The organism is Chryseobacterium mulctrae, assembly GCF_006175945.1.
GTDB lineage: Bacteria > Bacteroidota > Bacteroidia > Flavobacteriales > Weeksellaceae > Chryseobacterium > Chryseobacterium mulctrae.
On sequence record NZ_VAJL01000002.1, the window covers coordinates 1 to 21,046 of the forward strand.

27 protein-coding genes are annotated in these 21,046 nt (G+C 32.9%); 23 read left to right on the forward strand and 4 right to left on the reverse strand.

Annotation, left to right across the window (positions count from 1 at the left end; genetic code table 11):
• Window positions 1-331 precede the first annotated feature (331 nt).
• Together FDY99_RS22110 and FDY99_RS22115 are read right to left on the reverse strand one after the other, a co-directional pair.
• Window positions 332-550 carry a helix-turn-helix domain-containing protein gene (locus FDY99_RS22110; protein ID WP_139423877.1) on the reverse strand — a complete coding sequence of 73 codons (219 nt, stop codon included), beginning with the start codon at window positions 548-550 and terminating at the stop codon, window positions 332-334.
• Window positions 551-657: 107 nt separating this feature from the next.
• Complete coding sequence (locus tag FDY99_RS22115; RefSeq protein ID WP_139423878.1) at window positions 658-921, reverse strand: transposase; 264 nt, start codon at window positions 919-921, stop codon at window positions 658-660.
• A gap of 135 nt (window positions 922-1,056) precedes the next feature.
• Between FDY99_RS22115 and FDY99_RS22120 the strand changes: the two genes are divergently transcribed.
• The 16 genes from FDY99_RS22120 to FDY99_RS22190 all read left to right on the forward strand — a co-directional run bounded on the left by FDY99_RS22120 (window position 1,057) and on the right by FDY99_RS22190 (window position 9,011).
• Complete coding sequence (locus FDY99_RS22120) at window positions 1,057-1,290, forward strand: hypothetical protein (RefSeq protein WP_139423879.1); 234 nt, start codon at window positions 1,057-1,059, stop codon at window positions 1,288-1,290.
• 2 nt (window positions 1,291-1,292) lie between these two features.
• Window positions 1,293-1,493: a hypothetical protein gene (locus FDY99_RS22125; RefSeq protein WP_139423880.1), complete on the forward strand. Its 201-nt coding sequence runs from the start codon at window positions 1,293-1,295 to the stop codon at window positions 1,491-1,493.
• A 37-nt stretch (window positions 1,494-1,530) separates the two neighbouring features.
• On the forward strand, window positions 1,531-1,875 hold the full coding sequence (locus FDY99_RS22130; protein ID WP_139423881.1) for a single-stranded DNA-binding protein: 345 nt from the start codon (window positions 1,531-1,533) through the stop codon (window positions 1,873-1,875).
• A 281-nt stretch (window positions 1,876-2,156) separates the two neighbouring features.
• Window positions 2,157-2,372 (forward strand): hypothetical protein, encoded by a 216-nt coding sequence (locus FDY99_RS22135; protein ID WP_139423882.1) that lies wholly within the window; start codon window positions 2,157-2,159, stop codon window positions 2,370-2,372.
• Window positions 2,373-2,374: 2 nt separating this feature from the next.
• On the forward strand, window positions 2,375-2,680 hold the full coding sequence (locus FDY99_RS22140; RefSeq protein WP_139423883.1) for a hypothetical protein: 306 nt from the start codon (window positions 2,375-2,377) through the stop codon (window positions 2,678-2,680).
• Window positions 2,681-2,702: 22 nt separating this feature from the next.
• Window positions 2,703-3,026 carry a hypothetical protein gene (locus FDY99_RS22145; RefSeq protein WP_139423884.1) on the forward strand — a complete coding sequence of 108 codons (324 nt, stop codon included), beginning with the start codon at window positions 2,703-2,705 and terminating at the stop codon, window positions 3,024-3,026.
• An 82-nt stretch (window positions 3,027-3,108) separates the two neighbouring features.
• The gene (locus FDY99_RS22150; RefSeq protein ID WP_139423885.1) at window positions 3,109-3,873 is read left to right on the forward strand and encodes a ParA family protein; all 765 of its coding nucleotides are present in this window, start codon (window positions 3,109-3,111) and stop codon (window positions 3,871-3,873) included.
• 10 nt (window positions 3,874-3,883) lie between these two features.
• On the forward strand, window positions 3,884-4,354 hold the full coding sequence (locus FDY99_RS22155; RefSeq protein ID WP_123962695.1) for a hypothetical protein: 471 nt from the start codon (window positions 3,884-3,886) through the stop codon (window positions 4,352-4,354).
• A gap of 6 nt (window positions 4,355-4,360) precedes the next feature.
• The gene (locus FDY99_RS22160) at window positions 4,361-4,621 is read left to right on the forward strand and encodes a zinc ribbon domain-containing protein (protein ID WP_139423886.1); all 261 of its coding nucleotides are present in this window, start codon (window positions 4,361-4,363) and stop codon (window positions 4,619-4,621) included.
• Between the two features lie 98 nt (window positions 4,622-4,719).
• On the forward strand, window positions 4,720-4,989 hold the full coding sequence (locus FDY99_RS22165; protein ID WP_139423887.1) for a hypothetical protein: 270 nt from the start codon (window positions 4,720-4,722) through the stop codon (window positions 4,987-4,989).
• Window positions 4,986-5,126: a hypothetical protein gene (locus tag FDY99_RS23085; protein ID WP_162304199.1), complete on the forward strand. Its 141-nt coding sequence runs from the start codon at window positions 4,986-4,988 to the stop codon at window positions 5,124-5,126. The genes FDY99_RS22165 and FDY99_RS23085 overlap by 4 nt, the downstream gene beginning before the upstream one ends.
• 56 nt (window positions 5,127-5,182) lie before the next feature.
• On the forward strand, window positions 5,183-5,728 hold the full coding sequence (locus FDY99_RS22170; RefSeq protein ID WP_139423888.1) for a hypothetical protein: 546 nt from the start codon (window positions 5,183-5,185) through the stop codon (window positions 5,726-5,728).
• Between the two features lie 206 nt (window positions 5,729-5,934).
• On the forward strand, window positions 5,935-6,198 hold the full coding sequence (locus FDY99_RS22175) for a hypothetical protein (protein ID WP_139423889.1): 264 nt from the start codon (window positions 5,935-5,937) through the stop codon (window positions 6,196-6,198).
• A gap of 712 nt (window positions 6,199-6,910) precedes the next feature.
• A complete protein-coding gene (locus FDY99_RS22180) occupies window positions 6,911-7,147 on the forward strand; it encodes a hypothetical protein (RefSeq protein ID WP_116096777.1) in 237 nt (78 codons plus the stop codon).
• 259 nt (window positions 7,148-7,406) lie between these two features.
• Window positions 7,407-8,012 (forward strand): recombinase family protein, encoded by a 606-nt coding sequence (locus FDY99_RS22185; protein WP_139421443.1) that lies wholly within the window; start codon window positions 7,407-7,409, stop codon window positions 8,010-8,012.
• Between the two features lie 321 nt (window positions 8,013-8,333).
• Window positions 8,334-9,011, forward strand: coding sequence for a hypothetical protein (locus FDY99_RS22190; RefSeq protein WP_228448779.1), 678 nt, complete (start codon window positions 8,334-8,336; stop codon window positions 9,009-9,011).
• A gap of 240 nt (window positions 9,012-9,251) precedes the next feature.
• Here FDY99_RS22190 and FDY99_RS22195 read toward each other — a convergent pair whose 3' ends face one another.
• Both FDY99_RS22195 and FDY99_RS22200 read right to left on the reverse strand, forming a co-directional pair.
• Window positions 9,252-10,358 carry an IS91 family transposase gene (locus FDY99_RS22195; RefSeq protein WP_139421439.1) on the reverse strand — a complete coding sequence of 369 codons (1,107 nt, stop codon included), beginning with the start codon at window positions 10,356-10,358 and terminating at the stop codon, window positions 9,252-9,254.
• Window positions 10,342-11,211, reverse strand: coding sequence for a tyrosine-type recombinase/integrase (locus FDY99_RS22200; protein WP_228377001.1), 870 nt, complete (start codon window positions 11,209-11,211; stop codon window positions 10,342-10,344). Before FDY99_RS22200 ends, FDY99_RS22195 begins: the two co-directional genes overlap by 17 nt.
• 725 nt (window positions 11,212-11,936) lie before the next feature.
• On the opposite strand from FDY99_RS22200, the gene FDY99_RS22205 reads away from it, so the two are divergent.
• From FDY99_RS22205 to FDY99_RS22235, 7 genes are all read left to right on the forward strand, one after another.
• Window positions 11,937-12,518, forward strand: coding sequence for a hypothetical protein (locus FDY99_RS22205; RefSeq protein ID WP_139421437.1), 582 nt, complete (start codon window positions 11,937-11,939; stop codon window positions 12,516-12,518).
• Window positions 12,519-12,585: 67 nt separating this feature from the next.
• Window positions 12,586-15,270 (forward strand): L-type lectin-domain containing protein, encoded by a 2,685-nt coding sequence (locus FDY99_RS22210; RefSeq protein WP_139421435.1) that lies wholly within the window; start codon window positions 12,586-12,588, stop codon window positions 15,268-15,270.
• An 18-nt stretch (window positions 15,271-15,288) separates the two neighbouring features.
• Window positions 15,289-15,855 carry a hypothetical protein gene (locus FDY99_RS22215; RefSeq protein WP_139421433.1) on the forward strand — a complete coding sequence of 189 codons (567 nt, stop codon included), beginning with the start codon at window positions 15,289-15,291 and terminating at the stop codon, window positions 15,853-15,855.
• A 141-nt stretch (window positions 15,856-15,996) separates the two neighbouring features.
• Window positions 15,997-16,599, forward strand: coding sequence for a hypothetical protein (locus tag FDY99_RS22220; protein ID WP_139423890.1), 603 nt, complete (start codon window positions 15,997-15,999; stop codon window positions 16,597-16,599).
• A 97-nt stretch (window positions 16,600-16,696) separates the two neighbouring features.
• Window positions 16,697-17,845 carry a hypothetical protein gene (locus FDY99_RS22225; RefSeq protein WP_139421427.1) on the forward strand — a complete coding sequence of 383 codons (1,149 nt, stop codon included), beginning with the start codon at window positions 16,697-16,699 and terminating at the stop codon, window positions 17,843-17,845.
• 31 nt (window positions 17,846-17,876) lie between these two features.
• The gene (locus tag FDY99_RS22230) at window positions 17,877-18,596 is read left to right on the forward strand and encodes a hypothetical protein (protein WP_139421425.1); all 720 of its coding nucleotides are present in this window, start codon (window positions 17,877-17,879) and stop codon (window positions 18,594-18,596) included.
• A 365-nt stretch (window positions 18,597-18,961) separates the two neighbouring features.
• Window positions 18,962-20,713, forward strand: a complete 1,752-nt coding sequence (locus tag FDY99_RS22235; RefSeq protein WP_139421423.1) for a UvrD-helicase domain-containing protein — start codon at window positions 18,962-18,964, stop codon at window positions 20,711-20,713.
• Window positions 20,714-21,046: the final 333 nt, after the last annotated feature.

The window sequence follows — 21,046 nt, forward strand, 5'->3', positions numbered from 1 at the left end:
CTGTTCTTTTCACATCTTCAGCCTTCATCGAATCACAGAGTTCCAGTGGATGATATACCTGCTGTAGTCGTCTAAAACAGCTCAGATAGTACCAACCCCAACCAATCACTTTAAAATAAGTGAAATCTGTTTGCCACATTTGATGCACAAATTCTGTCTTATCCTTAAATTCATTTGCTGCTGAAAGTAAAAATGATTCGGTGCAGGGATTAAATCCCGTTGCTTCAAAATCCTGTAAACACTGGATTCTGAGATGAAAATACCTTGTTCATGGTAATTTTGTGCGCCAGTTCTCTTGAGGAAAGTTCTGTATGTTCCAAAGCGATTTCTACTACCAAATCTTTTTTTCTTCCGGAATGCTATTCCATTGTCTTTTAGATGTTCTTTTGGACGTTTCCAAGCCATCGTAGCCGTTTTCAAGGTATTTCTGATACCACTTATAGAAAGTACTTCTTGCAATCCCAAAGCTTTCCAAGGTTCGTTTTACACCAATTTCACTCGTAGTAACTTCTTGAATAATTTCGTATTTCTCACTTGCTGATAATCTCATAAACTTTCTGTATTATGGTCAATCCAGCATGTCTAAGCTTTTTTTTACAATGTCATAGCGCAGAACCAAATCGGCAACCATTTCCTTCAGTCGGGCATTCTCTTTCTTCAAATCCGACACTTCATCACTCGTGGCTTCTCTAATGACATCGCCGTTGAGTCGTTTTTTACCGGCTTCCATAAATTCTTTGTTCCAGGAATAAAACTGAGATTGGCAATATTATGCTGTCGGCATAGTTCCGCTACAGAAGTTTCTGCACGAAGCCCTTCCATTACGATTAAAATTTTCTGCTCGGCTGTAAAGATCCTCCTTGTATTTTTACGGATGTCTTTTATGAATTTTTCGGAACTTTTCTTTTTAGGTGTTTCCATAATTAAATGTAATTCTTTTTTTGAAAACACTCCTTAACTTTTATACTATATAGTGTCTACTTTTTGCTGACGATTTACAGGAAATTAAAAAACAAAATTATAACAATATAACAATTAATTAAATCATATAATATTATGAAAAAGGCTACAATTATTATCATCGGAATATTTGCAACAGCAATTCTATTAAGCCTTGAATTTTATATAGGCTATGAAATGGGTTACCAACATCATAAAGATGAAGCAAACGGAAGAGCCAAAGAAATGATTCTTAACGATGAAATTCCTAACTATTATATGGTCGTTGGAACTTTGGATTTTATCATCAATAATAAATCCGGAGAATTGGAAGAAACTTTAAAAAAATAATTATGAAAAAGTTAATTTTCAAAATAAAATCTTTTTTTGTAATTACTTACAGCAGATCCTTTAAAGATTTTGAAAAGGAGTATTTTCAAAAAAGCACCGAACTATTTTTTATTGACGGAGAAAGAAAATTTTCTGAAAAAGAAAAATATTATCTGGAGATAATCAACACTTGTTTTAACCCAAAAGTTTTAAAACAGAACTAATCAAAAATCATTAATTTAATCTTTTAAAATCAATATCATGAGTATTAAAAATTCAGTTCGATTAATCGGACACACAGGAAAAGAAGTTGAAGTAATTAACTTTGAAAACGGAAGTTTAAAAGCTTCAGTAACGTTGGCAACAAATGACCATTACACCAATGCAAAAGGCGAAAAGGTCGAAGAAACACAATGGCACAATCTCGTAGCATTCGGAAAGACTGCCGAAATCCTTCAGAAATATGTTTCCAAAGGAAAAGAAATTGGAATTGAGGGAAAACTCACTTATAGAAGCTATGACGATAAAGACGGGGTGAAAAAATACATTACGGAAATCAGAGTAGAAGAAGTTTTATTGTTAGGTTCTAAAGACACAAATTCTTAATTCTTTTAATGAAAGGCTTTTAATTAAGCCTTTCATTTATATAACATTATAACCATTAATTAAACATTATAATATTCTTATGAAAAATACTATTAAACCCCATCAAGATAATTTACACCCTATAATCGCAATAATAATACTTGTTGCCTGTATGGCTCTGGTCACAATTGTAGATAGTGGAAATCACACATTTTTAAAATAAAATTTATAACAATATAACATTTAATTAAAAATTAAGTGTTATATTTGTATTAACATTATAACCAATAATTAAATATTATATGAACGCTCCAAAATATGTAAGCTTCGAAGTTTTAAAAGTAGAAGATACAAGAAAGACAGGCTCAACAGTAGCCGTAGGAAGAATTTTAACAGGACTTTGTTATGAAAGTAGTAATACTGTTTTTTTCTCTGATGATAATGGTCAGGATTGGACTTTTTATGTTGGAGATACTTGTGAGATTTTAGAAACAAAAAAACAAACACAAATGTTTTAATTATGGGATTATCAGTAAAAAATACAAATAAGGCAATTGAAATTTTAGAATTAATTGCAGGAAAATCTTTAAAGCTTTACGCTTACGATGAAGAGACGAAATATAAAACCAATGCAATTTTGGGAGCAGATAGAAAATTTGACGGAAGTTATGAAAGCATCTGCATGAATGTAAAAAATATTCCTTCAGATATTTTAGACGAATTTGAAGTTAGAAGATATGATATAGGAAATTCCTCTTATATAAGAACTGAATGGGAAGAAAAGAACAAAGAAACCGAGAATTTAACTCAGATAGGTTGGTTTTAATAATTATCTAAATTCATTAGAAATGGCAAGAGTTAATACAAGACCAGATATTATCTATGTCAAAGATTTGACAGAACAGGATAAAGATAATTTTGAGAAAATATTAAATAAGTTTCGAACCACCAATAATGGCGAAGCGGTTAAAAAGCTTTTTTTCGAATTTCTGAAGAATGAAGAATTGAGAATTGAGCAATCAAAAGAAATTTTGAAACTTCAATCTGATTTGCAAAATGCTCAGAAAGAAAAAACGAAATTTTTAAGTGATACGGATAAATTGATTAACTCAATTTCTACAGTTGAAGAAAGTTTAAAAAAAGCTAAAATTGAATTAACTAAATTAAAATAAAAAATAATTCGTTATTCGTTCCAGGATCTGAACGATTTCAGCTCAATCCGGAACGAATTTAACGAACTAAAATATACAGTACATGAAAGCAAAAGTAATATCAATTTTTACGCAAAAAGGCGGTGTAACAAAAACCACAAGTACAATTAATATTTCGGGTGTAATGGCTGAAATGGGCTTGAAAGTTTTAGTTATTGATTTTGACACGCAATGTCATTTATCGTTAGGTTATGGAGTAGATGCAGAGAATGAATATAATGTTGAAGATTTTTTAAAATCTGTTGAACCTGTTAGATATGTAAATAAAGGAAAAGGTGAAAATGTTAGTGTAATTGCAGGTAAATTAACTTTGTCAACCAAAAACTTAAATAGGAAGAGCCTAAAAAAAGCATTGAAAAAAATTGGTGATGATTTCGATTATATTTTGATTGATTGTCCACCTAAACCTATTAATGATGATTTAGGCTTTGGAGAAATTGCAGTTTATGCATCTGATTATATAATTTCTCCTGTTGATTATGACGCTTTTACTTTGGATGGTTTAACTTCATTAATTATAAAAATTAATGAATTGCAGACCAATGAAGAATTGAAGGCAAAATATTTAGGGTTTTTCTTCGCTAAAGTAGAAGAAAATACGAAAGATTTTAAAGAAGCTTACAGAGAACTTTCGGAAAGCCCAATTTCTGATATGCTTTTTAAAAGTTATGTAAGAAAGAATGCGTTTATTAGAACAAGTATAAATCTTGGTGAATCAGCAGTGTTTTTAAAGCCCTATAGCCCTGTTTCTATGGATTACAGAAAGTTAGCTGATGAATTAATACAAAAGATTAAGAGTAATGCATAAAAAGCCAATAATGAAAGGATTAGATAAGCTTAAAACAGCAGGAACAAACTTGCAGGTGAGTAATGATAAAATAGAAGAGAAAAAGCATGTATATTCTGATAAAAACAGTGTTGTCTTAGCCGTAACTCTTCCTGTCAGCATGATTACTTATCTGAAAGAACTCGTAATTCATAAGATTGAATCTGATTATAGCTATAGTGAAGGTTCTGCCGTAAGAGAAGGAATCAAACTATTACAAGAAGCTTCGCCCTTTGTGAAGCAACGTCCAGACGATGTACCTGTGCCGACAAAAAAAGGTAGAAAATCTACAGCAAATAAAGATATTATAAAGAAAAACACTTCATTTCTAATTAGTGAAGCAGATCAAAATTTTATCTATAATTTTATTTATCACAAGCAAAAGGGTGGGGGAGTATTTATTAAGGAAGAATTATTTTCCTTGTTAATTGAGCATTTAGAAAATAAGTATAAACTTAAATAAAAAGTCATGGCTTTAATTAATTGTCCGGAGTGTTCCAAATCGATTTCAGATAGTGCAAATAATTGCCCTTATTGCGGTTATCCTATCAATACCACCAAAGTTTTAAAACCGAAAGGACAGGGGTGTTTTATGCAAACTCTAAATGCAGGTTGTTTGATAATCGTTGTAATTTTTGTTTTTGCTTTAGTGATAGGCGGAATTGCCACATTTTCAAAAATCAAAAAACCATCTAAGAACGCAGACAGTACAGAATTAAAGTCAAAATAAAAAAAGAGCTCTAATAAATTAGAACTCCTCAAACAAAATAATTTGTTTTTTCCTAACACGAATTTACAAATATTTTTCCTAACACCAAAAATATTACGATGAAAAAGACAGAAAGTAAAGGTTTTTTTTGTGTAGCATATTTAACTAACGAAAAAAAAACAATATGGTACAACAAGGTTTGGAAGCCTTCAAAAATGGCAGATTACTTAGATAAAGAAAATAAGCCGTGGTTATGGATTAAGATTTATCTTCATAAAAACGATTACTTTTCTAATCCGAAGGCTAATAATTATCATTCAATTTTTGATAAAGAACATCCTGTACAGGATTTTACATTTCAACAATTTGCAAAAAATAACATAGGATGAAAAAGAATTATTTACAGAGAATCAAAGAAATAGATAGTAAAGAAATAAAACTTTCTTCTGATAAAAATATTATTTACTACGACATTAATAAGCCTAAAAATGTTGTAAAAACTTTTGATGAAAAAAAGAGAAAATAGAGTATATAAATATTTCAAATCTAATCTATAGCGAAATTTTCAAAAATTCCGGTGAATTGATAGATGCACCCATTGAAGCAATTAGAATAATCTTTATTTTGATACATCAGGCAAAATCAGTCAATTTCAACCAACCTCGTGCGCCTTATACACCTTCACTATTTGAAGAAGAATTTCTTTCACGAGATAATACATTTGCAAATTTTATTATTCCTACTGAATTAATATCACCATCGAGAAATGTTCAAAGAATTGAAAAAGCCTTACATCTTTTAATACAGCGTACATTAAGAACAGTGGTTCAAAAAAACTCTAAAGGTGAAGAAATTAGAAGTGTTATTCCTCTTATAGCAAATAATTCGTTCACAAGGGGTAAAGTATATTTAGAAGTAAATAGTTATTGGTTGGAAAAAATGGCAAATATTGAATTTTACAATGATGTACTTTTCAATTTGGCTTATAATATTCCCAACACTCAACAAATATTTTTTGCTCTATGGTTGAGATCAATACCGATGTATAAAGATGCTGAATTCAAAAAAGAAACATATACAAGCTGGACACAAATTAACATTGAAACACTAAAAAGAAATTTAGTTTAGAAGGTAGAGATAAAGATTACATAAGTGAAAAATTCTTAAAACCAATACAGGCGAAATTATATGAATTTAATGATAGAAGTTTTGCTTTCACCTATAAAAATGGGACTTACTACATTATCGCATTAGATGTGAATCGAAATAAGATTTTAGAAAGGCTTAAACCTGAAAATGCATATAAAGCCAAGGTAAAGTATCAAATTAATTACTTGCAAAGAAGACACAAAATTGATAAAGATAGCTTAGAACATATTGAAACTATTTATTTAAATAGTTCGGCAGATATGGAATTAATGAATGATGCATATGACAATTTAAAAAAATCTGTTAGAAAACAGGATATTAAAATGACAGATTTAACAGGATTGAAATTTTTAGCAAAATGGCAAGTAGAAATTCAAAATCAGTATGAAAATTCAGAAAAATTCAAACAATTTCCAAAAGGATATCCTAAGTTGATTACTTCAGAATAATGCTGAATGTTTGGAGTATTTTAAAAACTATTGCTGAATGTTTGGAGTTTTTTTGCTGAATGTTTGGAGTGAATTTGCTGAATGTTTGGAGTAATTGAAGTTTTTAGGATAAAAAACATACAAAATTGCAAAGTTTGCTGAATGTTTGGAGTATAATTTTATATTTTTTAATAGTTTTCAATACAATGATGGTAAAGGGGTTACAGCATCACAAAAAAGTGAACTTTTTTTGCAGAATGTTTGGAGTGCATATTGCCTATTTCTGCTGAATGTTTGGAGTGTTTTTGCTGAATGTTTGGAGTGTTTTTGCTGAATGTTTGGGGTGTAAATGCGTGCCAAGTCCTTTCAGTAATGGGTTACGGGCGACTCTAAAAGTATTATATAAAGGAGTATTAAAGTTTATAATAAAAGGAGTTCGCTATGCTCACGATCTTTTTTTTGTCCTTTCGGATAATTTTTTTATAGTCGGAAAAAACAAACTATAATTTTTCTCTATCGTAAAAAGAAAAAAGTTGCGAAAAAAAGAAAAATTTTTATCGGAATTGCTGAATGTTTGGAGTATTTAATAATTCGTTATTACAATTCGGATCTGATGCAGCTTACTATCTTTAAGATTAGTTTTATCGAACTATTTTGCTGAATGTTTGGAGTATTTTTTCAAAATTACTGTTAACCGTAAAGTTGATATTATATTTCATAATAATTTTATAATATGAAAACATTTGATAAAATTAAATCTACCTTAGACAATTTGGAAACTAATATTGAAAGAAAAAAATATCTCAAGTCTATACAGAATGACCCAAACATTGGAAGACATGACTTAAGGAGAATTGTCTGTAATACGATGGAAGAAACCAACTTTATTGAATCTTACTATAAAGTTGAATTTGAGAATAATTTAAAAACTATTATCATAAAAATAATTGCATTTTTTGAAAAAAAATAATTTAAACCTTTCAATTTTTCTTGAATTTTCAATTATGAAATTCATAATTAATTGAAGGCATTTAGTGTCAGTGCTAAATTAAAAATAATTATATAATCAACATTATATAATTTGTTTTAGTTTAAAAAAACGGTAGTATTTTGAGATTTTGAAAAATGCAACTTTGAATTCTTATTTTTTCAAATAATTTTCTCAAAATCTCGTATCATTAAACAAAGTTTCATAAATTTACATAGTATGAGTTTAATGTAACAAAAATATGAAAATAGGATATGCTCGGGTTTCAACCAAAGATCAAAATTTGCATTTACAAATTGAAGCCTTAGAAAAAGCAGGTTGTGAGAAAATTTATCAGGAGAAAATTTCGGGTGCAACAAAGAATCGTCCCGAACTTGATAAGATGATTGACCAGTTTCGAGAAGGTGACGAACTTTATGTGTGGCGATTGGACAGATTGGGTAGAAGTTTAAAAAACATTATTGATCTTGTCTTAAGTTTGAGTGATAAAGGAATTTTAATAAAAGGTCTTGTAGATGGTGTAGATACTTCAACTATCAATGGACGACTATTTTTGAATCTCATGGCTTCTTTAGCTGAATATGAAAGAGAGTTAATAAGAGAAAGAACCAACGCAGGACTACAATCTGCAAGAGCAAGAGGTAGACTCGGTGGCAGACCAAAAGGTTATACTGCAGAAACAATTTCTAAACTGTTACTTCTGCGCAATATATACAAAGATGTCACGAAACGTCCCGAAGATATTTATAAGCCTTTTGGATTGACTAGGGCTACCTTTTATCGGTATGCTAAAATTCTGGACAATTATAGTGATGAAGAAATTAAAAAAATGGGTATTAAAAGGTAAAAGTTCGCTAATCCAAAGATAAATTTGAGCGAAACAAAACTGTATGAAACTAATAATCAATTAATCAAAATAATATTTTATATTAGTAGCATAAATGGCTTTGCGAATATCATATAGTTTGGATTGACGCAATGCGTAAATTTGGAAGTTAGCAGAAAGTTTATGAACACAAATCGTAACAAAAATTATATTGTAAATTACATTTTCATTTTTGGCATTTTGATTCTATTTTTAAATGATCAAATATTCAAATTTGAATTTTCAAATTATTTTACTGGAAAATTATCTGATGTTTGTGGAATAATTATTTTTCCATTTTTTTTGACATATATTTTCCCAAAACTCAAGCAGAATAGTGTTTTTGCTGCAGCTATTATTTTCTCATTTTGGAAAAGTCAATATTCACAAAGTCTGATTAATTTCTACAATGAAATTTCACCAATTCAAACATCAAGAATTATTGATTATTCTGATTTGTTTGTTTTATTACTTTTGCCAATACCATATTATCTGATTAAAAATGTTCACAAAATAGATTTTTTAACAATAAAAAAACTGAATCCAAAATTTATTTTTGTCATATCTTTATTCATATTTATTGCAGAAGCACCGCCACCAAGTCATTACTTTACTATGAATAATGGAAATCTTCAATGTTACAAATGCAATATGAAAGTAAACCATAGCAAAGACTACGTACTTAATAAACTTAAACAAAATGGAATCGAATTTGACACGGTGAGACTAATTCATTATCGAAGTGTTATTGATTCTACAAGTGGAGGAAAAAAATATATTAAAAATGAGTTAATTATTGACAATGATACTTTACGAAATATAAGTTTTACTATTTTCCCTCTAAAAGGGAATAGAACTCAAATTTATTTCAACGGTGCTGATGTTTCACAGGATTTGAGAAGAGATGATTTTAAGTTGCAAAGAAAAATGCGGAAATATTATCGTAAAATTGTTTTCGATGAAATTAAAAGATCATTCTAAAAAAACCTTCTGCTAATAACTAAGCTTTCGTCTTGTCCGCAGGACACGAGATGAAAGCCCGTTGAACGGAAGCTCCGGGAGCTTTTTTGGCCGTCTATGTAGTTTTCGATTTTAGGATTTAGGGTAACAAAGCAGTTTTTTGGAATGACTGCTTTTTTTTGTGGCATTTGGTAGCCTTTATGAGTGGTTTTCTGCAGGTTTTTCTTCGCTGCAGCATATAAATTCCCTTACCCGCAAAGGTTATTTTGCAGACAATGGTTGGATAACGAAAAGAAATTCCGGTGGCGGACCGCGCTGCCCGAAAACAGCTATAGTGACTAAGTTTCCTTCCTTGCAACTTCGACATTTCCGGAGCAAAGTTTTCGGTTTTGCTGCAGTAACTCTGATTTTCAAATCGGATTGCAGTGCCTGCAGTTTCCCACGCTTCCAGCTGCTGCTCAGGATGCCGTAATGCCGGATCCTTACAAATCTTTTCGGTAAAATATGCATCGAAAACCTCCGGACAAACTCCGTGTTTGCAAGAGTCATTTCCTTTTTTTCGCCGCCTTTGCGGTAATCTTTGTACTCAAAACGGACCTGCTGATCCGTCACTTCTTTTATGCGGTGATTGCTGATGGCGACTTTGTGAGTGTATCTCCCCAAGTACTCGATCACCTGTTTCGGGCCGCCAAAAGGCCGCTTGGCATATACGACCCAGTTCTTGGTGAAGAGTTTCTCCATTAAATCCCGGTCAGTAATTCCACAGGCTCTTAAGGAAGTCACAAACTTTGCCCGAAAGACTTTGCTCAGCGCTTTTACTGGAAACAGAAACTTATCCGTCCTTACTTTCTTTCTCCATTTTCCCTGCATCGTGAGACCACCTCCCGGCACAATGCAGTGCAGATGCGGATGAAGACTCAGGTTTTGTCCCCACGTGTGCAAAACACCAATCATGCCCAGCTGCAGGCCTTCGGTTTTGCCGAACTGGTTCAAAGTGGCCCAGGCGGCCTCAAACAGGATCTTGTAAATAAGTTGGGGCTGGGATATTGCGAGCCCATTCAACTCCTCCGGCAGGGTAAAAACCACATGGTAATAGCTGCAGGGCAAGAGGTCCTGTTCGCGCTTCTGGATCCATTCTTCCCGTTTATGACCCTGGCACTGCGGACAGTGCCGGTTACGGCAGGAGTTGTAACTGATGGAAAGATTTCCGCAACCATCACACGTATCAATATGACCACCCAAGGCAGAAGTCCGGCAGTTGGACAATGCCCGCAATGTCTTTTCCTGATGAACGCTGAAGTTTTGGGATGATAAATTGATTTTGCGAAGAACTTCTGCTACATTCGCACCTTTACTTCGGGCCTGCATTCCTGCTGCATAAAGTAAATACCGTATCCAAAGGACTGTGCGGTTTTTGGTCCGAGAGCTGGCACACATGAAGATATTCCATTGTACTTTCAATACGCTCATGACCCAGAAGTTTCTGCACCATAATGATCGGAACACCGTCTTCCAGCAGATGAGTCGCATAGCTGTGTCGTAGCGTGTGGGTGTGCACCTCTTTGGTGATGCCTGCTTTTTTAGAGATGGTTTTTATTACCCACTGCACGCCACGCTGACTGTAGCGGGAATCGAAATCTTTTCTATTCGGAGCTAAAACATCAATATCTTCGATATTCCTGTTTTGATTGCCATTAAACAGATACTGATTAGGATTCTCAATACTGATAAAGGTTTTCAGTCCACTGATCAAATGTTCCGACAAAGGAACATACCGGTCTTTGCTCCCTTTACCCTGAACAACATGTAACATCTTCCGGTCAAAATCCAGATGCTGAAGTTCGATATTCCTTACTTCCATACACCGCAGTCCACAGCCGTAAATAAGTCCGATGAGCAGTTTATGTTTCAGGAGTTCGGCGGATTGAAGCATACGCCAGATCTCTTCCCGACTCAGGATGACAGGAAGCTTTTTCACTTGTGGAATAGCGGGAAGATGCAGAAAACTATAAGGCAGGCCTTCCGTTTTCAATAAAAAGCGAAGTCCGTAAACGGTGTGTTTAAAGTAAGTTTGGGAAGGAGTTTTGGAGCGTTGCTGCAGTTCAAAAAGATAATCTTTGACCTGTTCGGGATCCAACTCGGTAGGCAGGGTTTTAAAATGCAGTGCCAGGGCTGTCACATGGCGGGAATAATTGTCGAACGTTCTGGGGCTCCTGCCCAAGATCGAAATATTCCTTTCGAAGCGTTGCAGCAGTTCGGCAAAACCACTAACTTCGCTCGAGGCACGGTTCAGAATTTTGTTTACCCTTAACTCCTCCGGAGATTTTTTTTGTAGCCATTTTAAAGATTTTTTGTTGTTTTACCAAAGTTAATAAAACAGCGAAGGGAAAAGCTACCGGAGGTTTAGTTCAACAAGGATTTTGCAATAGTGGGGCGAAACTGCAAAGTTCAACGGCAGTTTTTCGGTTCAAATTTTGTTCAAAATTGAAGATTTGTGCTTCGAATGCCCCACCATCGCAAAGGAGCCCCGAAACGTTCTAGATCAAATAAAGTCTCAAAAAACGATACTCTAAATTACATTTGTAAATGATAAAAACTCTTTGAGGCAAGTCATAGAGTTTATTATTCTTTATTTCAGACAAATTAGTACTGTAAAATTTTAATTTATATATCTAAGTATTAAATGCAGTAAGTTTATTCGACCCTATCAACAAGACTTCCCGTGATTTAAGCTTTTCTTACACATACTGCAACCTTATAACTCGATACTGGGAGTAGGAATAAATCATCTATAATAATATGATTTAATGATAATTATGTTTATTTTTGTGGCAGGAAAAATTACAGTTGAATAAAATTCCAATAACCAGAATTATACATGTCGGATATCTGAAATATCAAAACAATTTCAACAGTTTCCGTATATTTTTAATTTTAATATTCTCCATGTGTCATTCTTTTCTTTCTGCCCAGGATTCTATTGAACATGAGATAAGACAGCAGGTAAGTATTGTAATGGCTAAAGGAGCCATTATTTATTCCACAGAGGAAAATTTCAACAAGCAGATCCTTAACAAGGATATCAGACTTAAAGGTGGTGATTTTTTGTTTAATGTCAGTAAAAAAGATCAAATACTGATTAAATCCACAGCTAGCGCCTCTAGTAAAAAAACGCCGCTAAAGGATCAGTTGCAAAATGCAGTCAAAAAGAAGAAAAAAGACGAACAGGATACGGTTGATAAAAAGATTAGAGCGTTTGAAAAGCAAAAAGAACTTTTTCACAGCCATCAGTTTTATCACCATCCTTCTTCAGGACAGTTTTTGACAGTTTATCAGGTCGCTAAAGATTATATAGTTCCGAATAATCACCACGATAATTTTTCAAAGACAGTTCACAGATATCATAATTTTCTCATAACATCATCTTTAAATTATCTTCATTCTTACAAATATTTTCATTACAATAACAAATCTTTAGATTATTGTTATTCTCAAGTCTATTCTGTAAGACCGCCACCCATAGTATAGAATAAAAAGGCATTTATTTTTTTCACATCTCAACAGACAATCGAGATAATTATTCTAATACTTTTATATGAAAAATAAAATATTTTTAATTCTATTATTAGTAGCTGTTAATTCAACACTAATTTTAGCTCAAAGCGCAGGTAAGTTATATCTGTCATCTGCAGGAACAGGGGTAGGCCACGTTTATGATATTACGGGTAATACGCCATCAACTGTTCAAACCACATTGCCTGCTTCAATTACATCACCGGCATATTACAATGCAAATAACGGTGCATCTGTAAGTAATTTAGCAATTGGTTACGATACTACGGTCGCGAACCAACCGCTTGTTTTTATTAACTCCAATACTGCGGCAAACAGTCCGATATTAAAAAATGGAACTGCAACAGGACTTACCTTACCTGCTGTTACCATCGGAGGTTTAGGAACTAATAATGTTTTGGGAAACAATTTCGGACAAGTCTTTGGTTTTAATGGTAAAAATCTTTACAGGTTGTATCCTACTGTTTCTGCTGCTATTCCTATTACAGGCGATGCAATTTGGAATGCTAATGGTGATGGAACTGCTGGTAATCCTCGTTCAACCATTTTTGCAAGTGATACATTTTATGATTATGAAAATAATGTTTACACGATTCTTCAGCATCAAAATGGTACAACTTTTATAAGGTATCTATATAAAATCGCTATTAACGGAGCTGTAACTTCTGCAACAGCAACTCAAATTACACAGATCACAGGACCTGTTGGGGTAAGAAATGCAACGGCAAATACTGCCACAACTATAGATGTAGGAAATATAAGAGGTACTGCATACTTGAATGGCTTTGTCTTTGCTTCTTCAGGAAATGGGAATGATACCGTTGTTATATATCGTATTAACATTTCTACTGGAGTATCAGAATACCTTACTCAATATACATTAACAGGATTAGGCAGTTCAAATATTGATCTTGCATCTGTTGATTATTTTCAGCCATTCACATTTAATTGTGGTGGAACAGCATTTCAGGGAACCACTCCGTATAGGGCCGGGACATCTTCAACAAGAACATTACGTATTCCTGTTTCAGATATTTATGGACCCGGAAATTATGTTTTAAATGTAATTGGAACGGATTTTACAAATCCCGCTCACTCAGTTACAGTAACTACGGCAACGACTTTCATTGATGTTCCCATTACTTACAACGGGACAGGAGCTGCAGGATCAAGAACTCTTACCGTTGACCTGAATGGAAGTACAACAACGTGTACTGTAACAGCGACAATAGAACCAGATACAGATATCGACGGATTGGCAAATACTGTAGATCTCGATGATGATAATGATGGTATTACAGACTGTACAGAAAATGGTTTGGCTGCCGCATCATTTTTAAACAATTTTACTTTCGTCCCAAATAATAATGCTTCCGGAGTAAGTGCAAATATTGCACAGTTGACTCCAAATGCGGGCTCTCAAAGTGGTCAATACTGGTCAGTCGGAAAAGTAGATTTTACAAAAAGTTTTTCTTTTACTTTTGATGCATTTGTAGGAGAATTTGATGCCGGTGCTGATGGTATAGCGGTCGTATTTCAAAACTCCCCTGCCGGAACAGCTGCTGTTGGAGCAACAGGTGTGGGAATGGGTGCACAGAATATTGCTAACGGTCTAGTTCTGGAATTGGACACTTATGATAATGGACCTGGTGTTGGAGATATTGTTGCGGATCACGGTCAGATTTGGGATTCTGACAATCAGGGTGCCGGTCTTACAACTTCCGTTGATTTGGGTCAGTTGGAAAATAATGCCTATCATCCTGTGGTAGTTACCTGGAATGCAGGGACGCAAACCCTATCGTATACAGTTGATGGAATAACTGCAGGAACTCTTACAACTGCTAATTTTGCAAATACTTATTTTGGAGCCAGCAAAGTTCGTTTTGGTTTTACCGCTTCCACAGGAGGGTCAACAAACGTACACCGTATAAGAATCAATGATTTCTGCAGTACCCCTATTGAACTTGATACAGATAACGACGGGATATCTAATCACTTAGATACAGATTCAGACGGCGACAGCTGTCCTGATGCAATTGAAGGTTCCGAAAATGTCACTTATTCTATGGTTAATCCTTTGACTTCTCCAACCAATCCGGGACAGATCAATGTAAGATTTAACGGAACGACAGCAGGTACACCTTCTCAGATCATCAGTACTGCTACAGCAGCCAATGGTGTTCCTCAGGTTGTCAATAATGGTGCAAATAACAGCAATGCGAGTATTGGTCTTGTTGCAGGTGCAGCAGCTGCAGGTGTAGCAGACAATACAGGTTCTTCTCCTGTTTCAGGAGTAGGTCAGGCTGTCGGGAATTCTCAGAACTCAGCACTTAATGACTGTAAATGCTATAGAAACCCAACCATAACCTTAGGAACTGATAATGCGACGATACACGGTATTACCGCATTTAACAGGGCGGGAGTAAATAATACAAACTGGCCAATGATCAGGAATAACGGGTGGACAGCTCTTGAAGCCAATACCAAAGCGTTTGTAATGAATAGAATGCCTGCTGCAGCTACTACTGCAGGTGCTGTTATTGCCGGTGAGCCTGTAAATGTAGCGTTGACTGCTCCTGTTATAGCTGTTCCGATAGTTGGAATGACGTTCTATGATACAACCAATAACTGTATGAAAATAAATACAGATGGTACTCGAACGGGATGGAAGTGTTTTAACACGCAGTCTTGTCCTGAAGAAAATTAATTTTAAAAAATGAAAAAAATGAAACTGATATATTCAATATTTTTAGGTCTGTCATGTTCAGCAATATTTTCTGCGCAGATCGCCATCGGAAAGACGACTACACAGACGGGTGTGTCTTTAGAATTTGGAACAGGTAATAAGGGGTTGATATTGCCGTGGGTAACGGCTGCAGCCAATGTAAGTTTAAATCCGGGAGCCACTGCGAGAGGCGGAGCTCTTATTTTTGACCGAAATGACAGCAGGGTTAAGCTTTCAAGAAATAACGGAACTTGGGTTGACCTTACGGTACGCACCACAGAATTACCTGCGGTAGGAGCAAATGTTGTAGTTACGGCTCCCATCCAGGCAAGTCCGGCTGTTGAGCAGTCCACTGCAAAAGCTCAGATTGGAGGTGTTTTTACGGATAACACTCCAGGAATTCTTGTGTTGGCTGATACCAATAAAGCGATGATTCCGCCTTTGGTGGCAGATCCTGCCAATACGATCAAAAGTCCTGCACCGGGAATGATTGTTTACGACACCGTTAAAAAGCTGTTTTGCGTTTACAACGGAACGGTCTGGTCTTACTGGAGAGCAGATAGCTAAAAGCGGATTAAATATTAAATTTTTACAACAACCACTTCATTATGAAGTGGTTGTTTATTTAAATTAAGCTGGTCCAATAACCCTAGAACTTTCCTAGTAAATTACGGCAATTAGTTACACTTATGTAATTAGTCTCATAAAATGATAGGAAAAACCAAGATTATGGAGTTTATTCATTTCATAAGTAAATCAACTTTAGATAGCATAAAAAATAAAGGACTTCAAACCGAAAGTCACTATCAGGGTTTTGGAATTTTTATATATCCATTGATTAAAATTGATTTAAAAGCACCTAACGAGGAATTTGTTCCTGAAGAAAGAGAAATGAATTCTAATTTATCGATTGAAGAATTATGGGAAGGAATTGGTGCGTTACATATCAGGCAAGCAAACGAAAAAGTATTTGGCGTTGTTTTTAGTCTTAGTTCTGAATTTTGGCCAATGGAAATTAATATTGATGTGAGAAGTCATATATCGAAACAATTTGCGTTTGAATTTGATAAACTAAAGACAAATGATGTTTTCTATCAAAAAAATTTAAATTTAACTGAAGTTGTTGAAAGCATTTCAGCGACAAAGTATACCCTTGAAACGAAATTTAAGGTTATTTCGGAATCTGGCTTGAGATCATTAATTGAATGCTATAAAAAATCTGGTGGAGGAATCTGGGAAGCGATTTCAGTTTATTGTTTAATAACAAAAAATATTGAAGCGAACATGATAAAACGAATCGTAAAATTTTAAAACATCTGATCCGCCGCTGGCAGATATATTTATTAAAGGTAATCTCAAAAAACGATTATAAGAAATTGACTGAAAAACTTGACGCATTAACATTTATATGGATAATATTTACAAAAAACTAGAGACAATTAGGGATGTTTGGAATTTTAATATCTGGGATTATCCATATTGTCAAAGCGAAATAAATTTTAATGAAGATGCCAAAACAAATTATTTTGGTGATATGATGGGATATTTTTACGATACACTTGATATGCTAAAAATATCTGTTGATAGAAGCGGTCTGCCAGAAGTTTTTTCATATCATATTAGTTTACTACAGATTGTATATGTACAGCAAGACTTTATAGAGGATATGCTAAGATTGTTTTCAACTAATTTTAATAAGGGAGATTTAAAGAAAGATGAAAATTATGCAATTAATAGAGACATAAGAAATGAATTGGTGGGTCATCCTATTCGACGTGATAAAACAGGAAAACTAGTGTCTTCTACTTTATTTTCTTACGAGGCACATCAAGGGAAAATCGAATATCTCAGATATCATAAGGATAATGATTTTAGGTTTGAATTAGTAGAGCATAACATTAATGACGTTGTGAGCAGGCATGAACTTTTTTTGAATGCATGGTTAGATATAATTATTGAAAAATTGAGTTTAGTTGTTAGGAAACATAAATCAGAACTCAATAAAGTACTTAAAAAAGTATCAGACATTAGCAGATTTGAAAGTTTGATTAAATTATTAGAACAAAAATTTCAGCCATTCTTGAATGGAACATATCTGTACGACAGTAAATCGATTCTAAAGATTTTTAATATGCGCCAGGATCACCAACGGTATAATAATGTTTACGAAAAATTTCTTGAAGATTTAAATTTACATTTAGTTGATGCAATAAAATACTGCGATGATATCTTTACAAGGCGTTTCATTGTCTACGAGCCATTATCTATCATTGAAACACCCTTTTTTATTGATGTCGTAGGAGACAATTTAGATGAACCCCCTTCTTTAAATTTAATAAAACCAGTTAAGAATTTTAATTATGCTTTGCAAAAATTAATTGACCCACACAGAAGAAATTATAGTGATTTTGATTTTTTCAGTAGGTTAATTTCTTCGCAAACTAATGATGTTGATGTAGAAGCAGAACTTAAAAGAATGAGAGAAAATATTTTTGATGATGTAGAATATATTTCTTCTTGTAGATTAATCGAAAAAATATTAAAAAACGATGAATAACATCCTTTTAGAAATCTTAAATGACTCAAAAATGAACTTGACAGACATGACCTTGCGGTCTACTTTTGGAACAAGCTTTAATGAAACAACGTTCGACATTTCTCCAAAAGATTTTTTGAAGTTCGCAAAAGAAGATTTAAAGGAAGGAAATGAAAAAGGTTTTATAAATAGTATAACAAATTCAAAAAGAGCGATCGACTGCCAAATTGATCAAACAATCGAAACTCTAATTTCGAAGTATGAGAATTTTAATCCTATCATAAATGATTTTTTGCAATATTTCGAATTTGAATCTGATATTCCGATTAAGTTAAGAATTATTCACGCCCTTAACTTGGCTCCTAGTTTAATAATTTCAAAATCGCGAACGTTACGGAATAAGTTGGAACATATGTACAAGAAACCTGAGATTGATGATGTAAAAGAGGCTTTAGATGTCGCGGATCTTTTCATACGGTCGGTTACTGGTAAACTTGGAATGCTCTGGTCAGAATTTGAGATCGTCGACTGGAAAGATAATGAATTGACCTTTGAGTACTTGGAAAAACAGTTTAAAATAGGCTACAAAAAAGATCACAAACTTATTAAAACCTACTCTATTGATTCGAATAATTTAGAGTTTTATGGATTACTTAGGTTAATGATATCTAGTGAGGATGAAATAGAAATTGAAGAAACTTTCAAAATTCTTCTAAAACAAATAAATCATCCCATGCCTATTGATAAAATTAGACTATATCAAGGTGATTAACACATCGCCTGAAAGCGACTAAGCGAGACTGCTGATTTTCGGTAACAGGAAATTTGTTTTTACTAAGAAAGTTTTATCTTGGCAGAGAAAACCAGTCCGCTTGAATAGCAACATCACTTAAGCTGCAAAAGTTAGCAGCTATAAAAATAATCTCAAAAAACGATCAGTGAAAGAAATACTTATTAATACTCGGTCTGGAGTAAAATTATTTCTACACTAATACAGATGATATTAAATATTTTTGAGGTGCTGTAAACTAAAAAAAAGGCTCCATTATTTATGCATATCTACGCAAAACAGAAAGATATTCGGTATATAGTTATAGCCAATTATAAAAAATAGCCAAAAAACAAAATAATCACACAATGTCATTTATTCCAACTGTTGAACAGGAAAAAATTTTCCGCTTTTTTAATTCTGAACAAAATAATGGAATTATTGATGCCGTTGCAGGTTCAGGAAAAACATCAACATTAATTGAAGGGATTAAACATTTGCCTATTAACAAGAAAATTTTATTTTGTGCTTTCAACAAAAAAATTCAAACTGAAATAAGTCAAAAAGTACAGAATTTTTCAAGACCTGTATTCGTAAAAACAACTTATGCTTTAGGTTTAAATATTCTAAAAATGAATAACAATAAATTCAAAGATTGTAATATTGATGCCGATAAATATGATAAAATACTTTCTAAATACTTAGGAAAAGATCCTTTAAATGATTTACGTCAAAATGATGTGAAAGATGCTTTTGCTAAACTGAAAGAAACATTTGAAAAGAAGAAAAAATTAAAAAAAGAAATAGATTTCTCTGATCCGGAAGATTTTTCAAATTATAAAATGCGAGAGGTAGAGGAACTTTCTTTCTACGAAATTGCGGACAATAACTTCAAAAAATTGTTATCGTTATCTAGACTGACCTTAAGTTATAATCAAGGGAGAGAAGGAATTGCAAAGATTGCTAAATTTTACGGTTTAGATATAGATCTGAACTGTAATATAGAACTTGACTGTTATACAAAAATTGTTTCCTTAGTAATTAAAAAAGGGATTGAAAATGCAGAAAAAAATCAAAATATTGATTATTCGGATATGATATTTTTACCTGATGTTTTTAATTATACATCATTTTATAAATATGATATTATTTTCGTTGATGAATGTCAAGATTTATCGAATGCTCAATTAAAAATTGTGATGAAATATTACAAAAAGACAGGAGGTAGAGTTTTTGCTGTAGGAGATCCTTTTCAATCTATTTATGGATTTGCAGGTGCTTCACCAGAATCGTTCAATAATATAAAAAAACTATTAAATCCGGAAACTTTCAATCTGACAAATTGTTTTAGATGCAGTAAAAGTGTTGTTTCGTTAGCAAAAGACATTAGGGATGATATTTCTACTACAAATGTTCTTGAAGGAAAAGTAACAAAAATCGAATATAATGAAATCTTAAAAATTGTTCAACATAAGGATTTTATACTTTCAAGGTTTAACAAAGATATTGTACTTACATTCTTTAAATTAATAAGTTTGGGGAAAAGTTGTAAAATACTTGGTAAAGAAGAAATTCTTCAAGAGATAATAGATTTTATTCCCCGTAAATTCCACAAAAACCCTGATTTTTACGAAAATCTTATTGAAAATGTTGAGACAGTTTTAAACTCTTACAAAAGAAAGTTTTCGGATAATGAGACAAAAATTACAGTATTTGAAAGTATAAGAGATGTTATTATTTTTTCATATCACAATATTAAGGAAGCGGAAAATTTTAGTGATATGATTGAAGCTTTACGCAAACTTTTCAGTAATGAAAACGACGATAGCATAATTTTATCATCAATTCATAAATCTAAGGGTTTAGAATCTAAAAATGTTTTCATTCTCAATTATGACTCCTTACCTTTTATGCCAACAAAAGGAAATTTGCAGGATTGGCAGATATATCAAGAAAAATGCTTAAAATATGTCGCAATAACTCGAGCAGAGGTTAATTTGTATCAAGTTTTACCAATCCCAAAAGATTCAAATATTGACCAGACTATTATTAAAGCTGAAACAAATAATATGATAGAGAGCGAATTAAATATTTCTGAAATTAATAACTTACCTCTATAATTATCCTTTCTAGTAGTTTGCATACGAGATAAATATTTTTGTTAGAATCATTAGTATAAGTTAAGCCAATAAAAGATTATTACAATACTCATTAAAATCTCAAAAAACGATCAATTTTATTATTAGAGAAATCATAGTAAAATTACATGAAAAATCACAGCAACTATTCAATGGAAATATGACTTTTATTTATATATGAGGAATAATGTTCCACACGTAAAATACTACATAAAGTCCGTGAGTCACCGTCAAGATTAACTATAATTCACAATCAATCAAGTGACTTATCTGATGAAAAAGAAATTCTTTAGAATATGAAATATTTTATTAGTT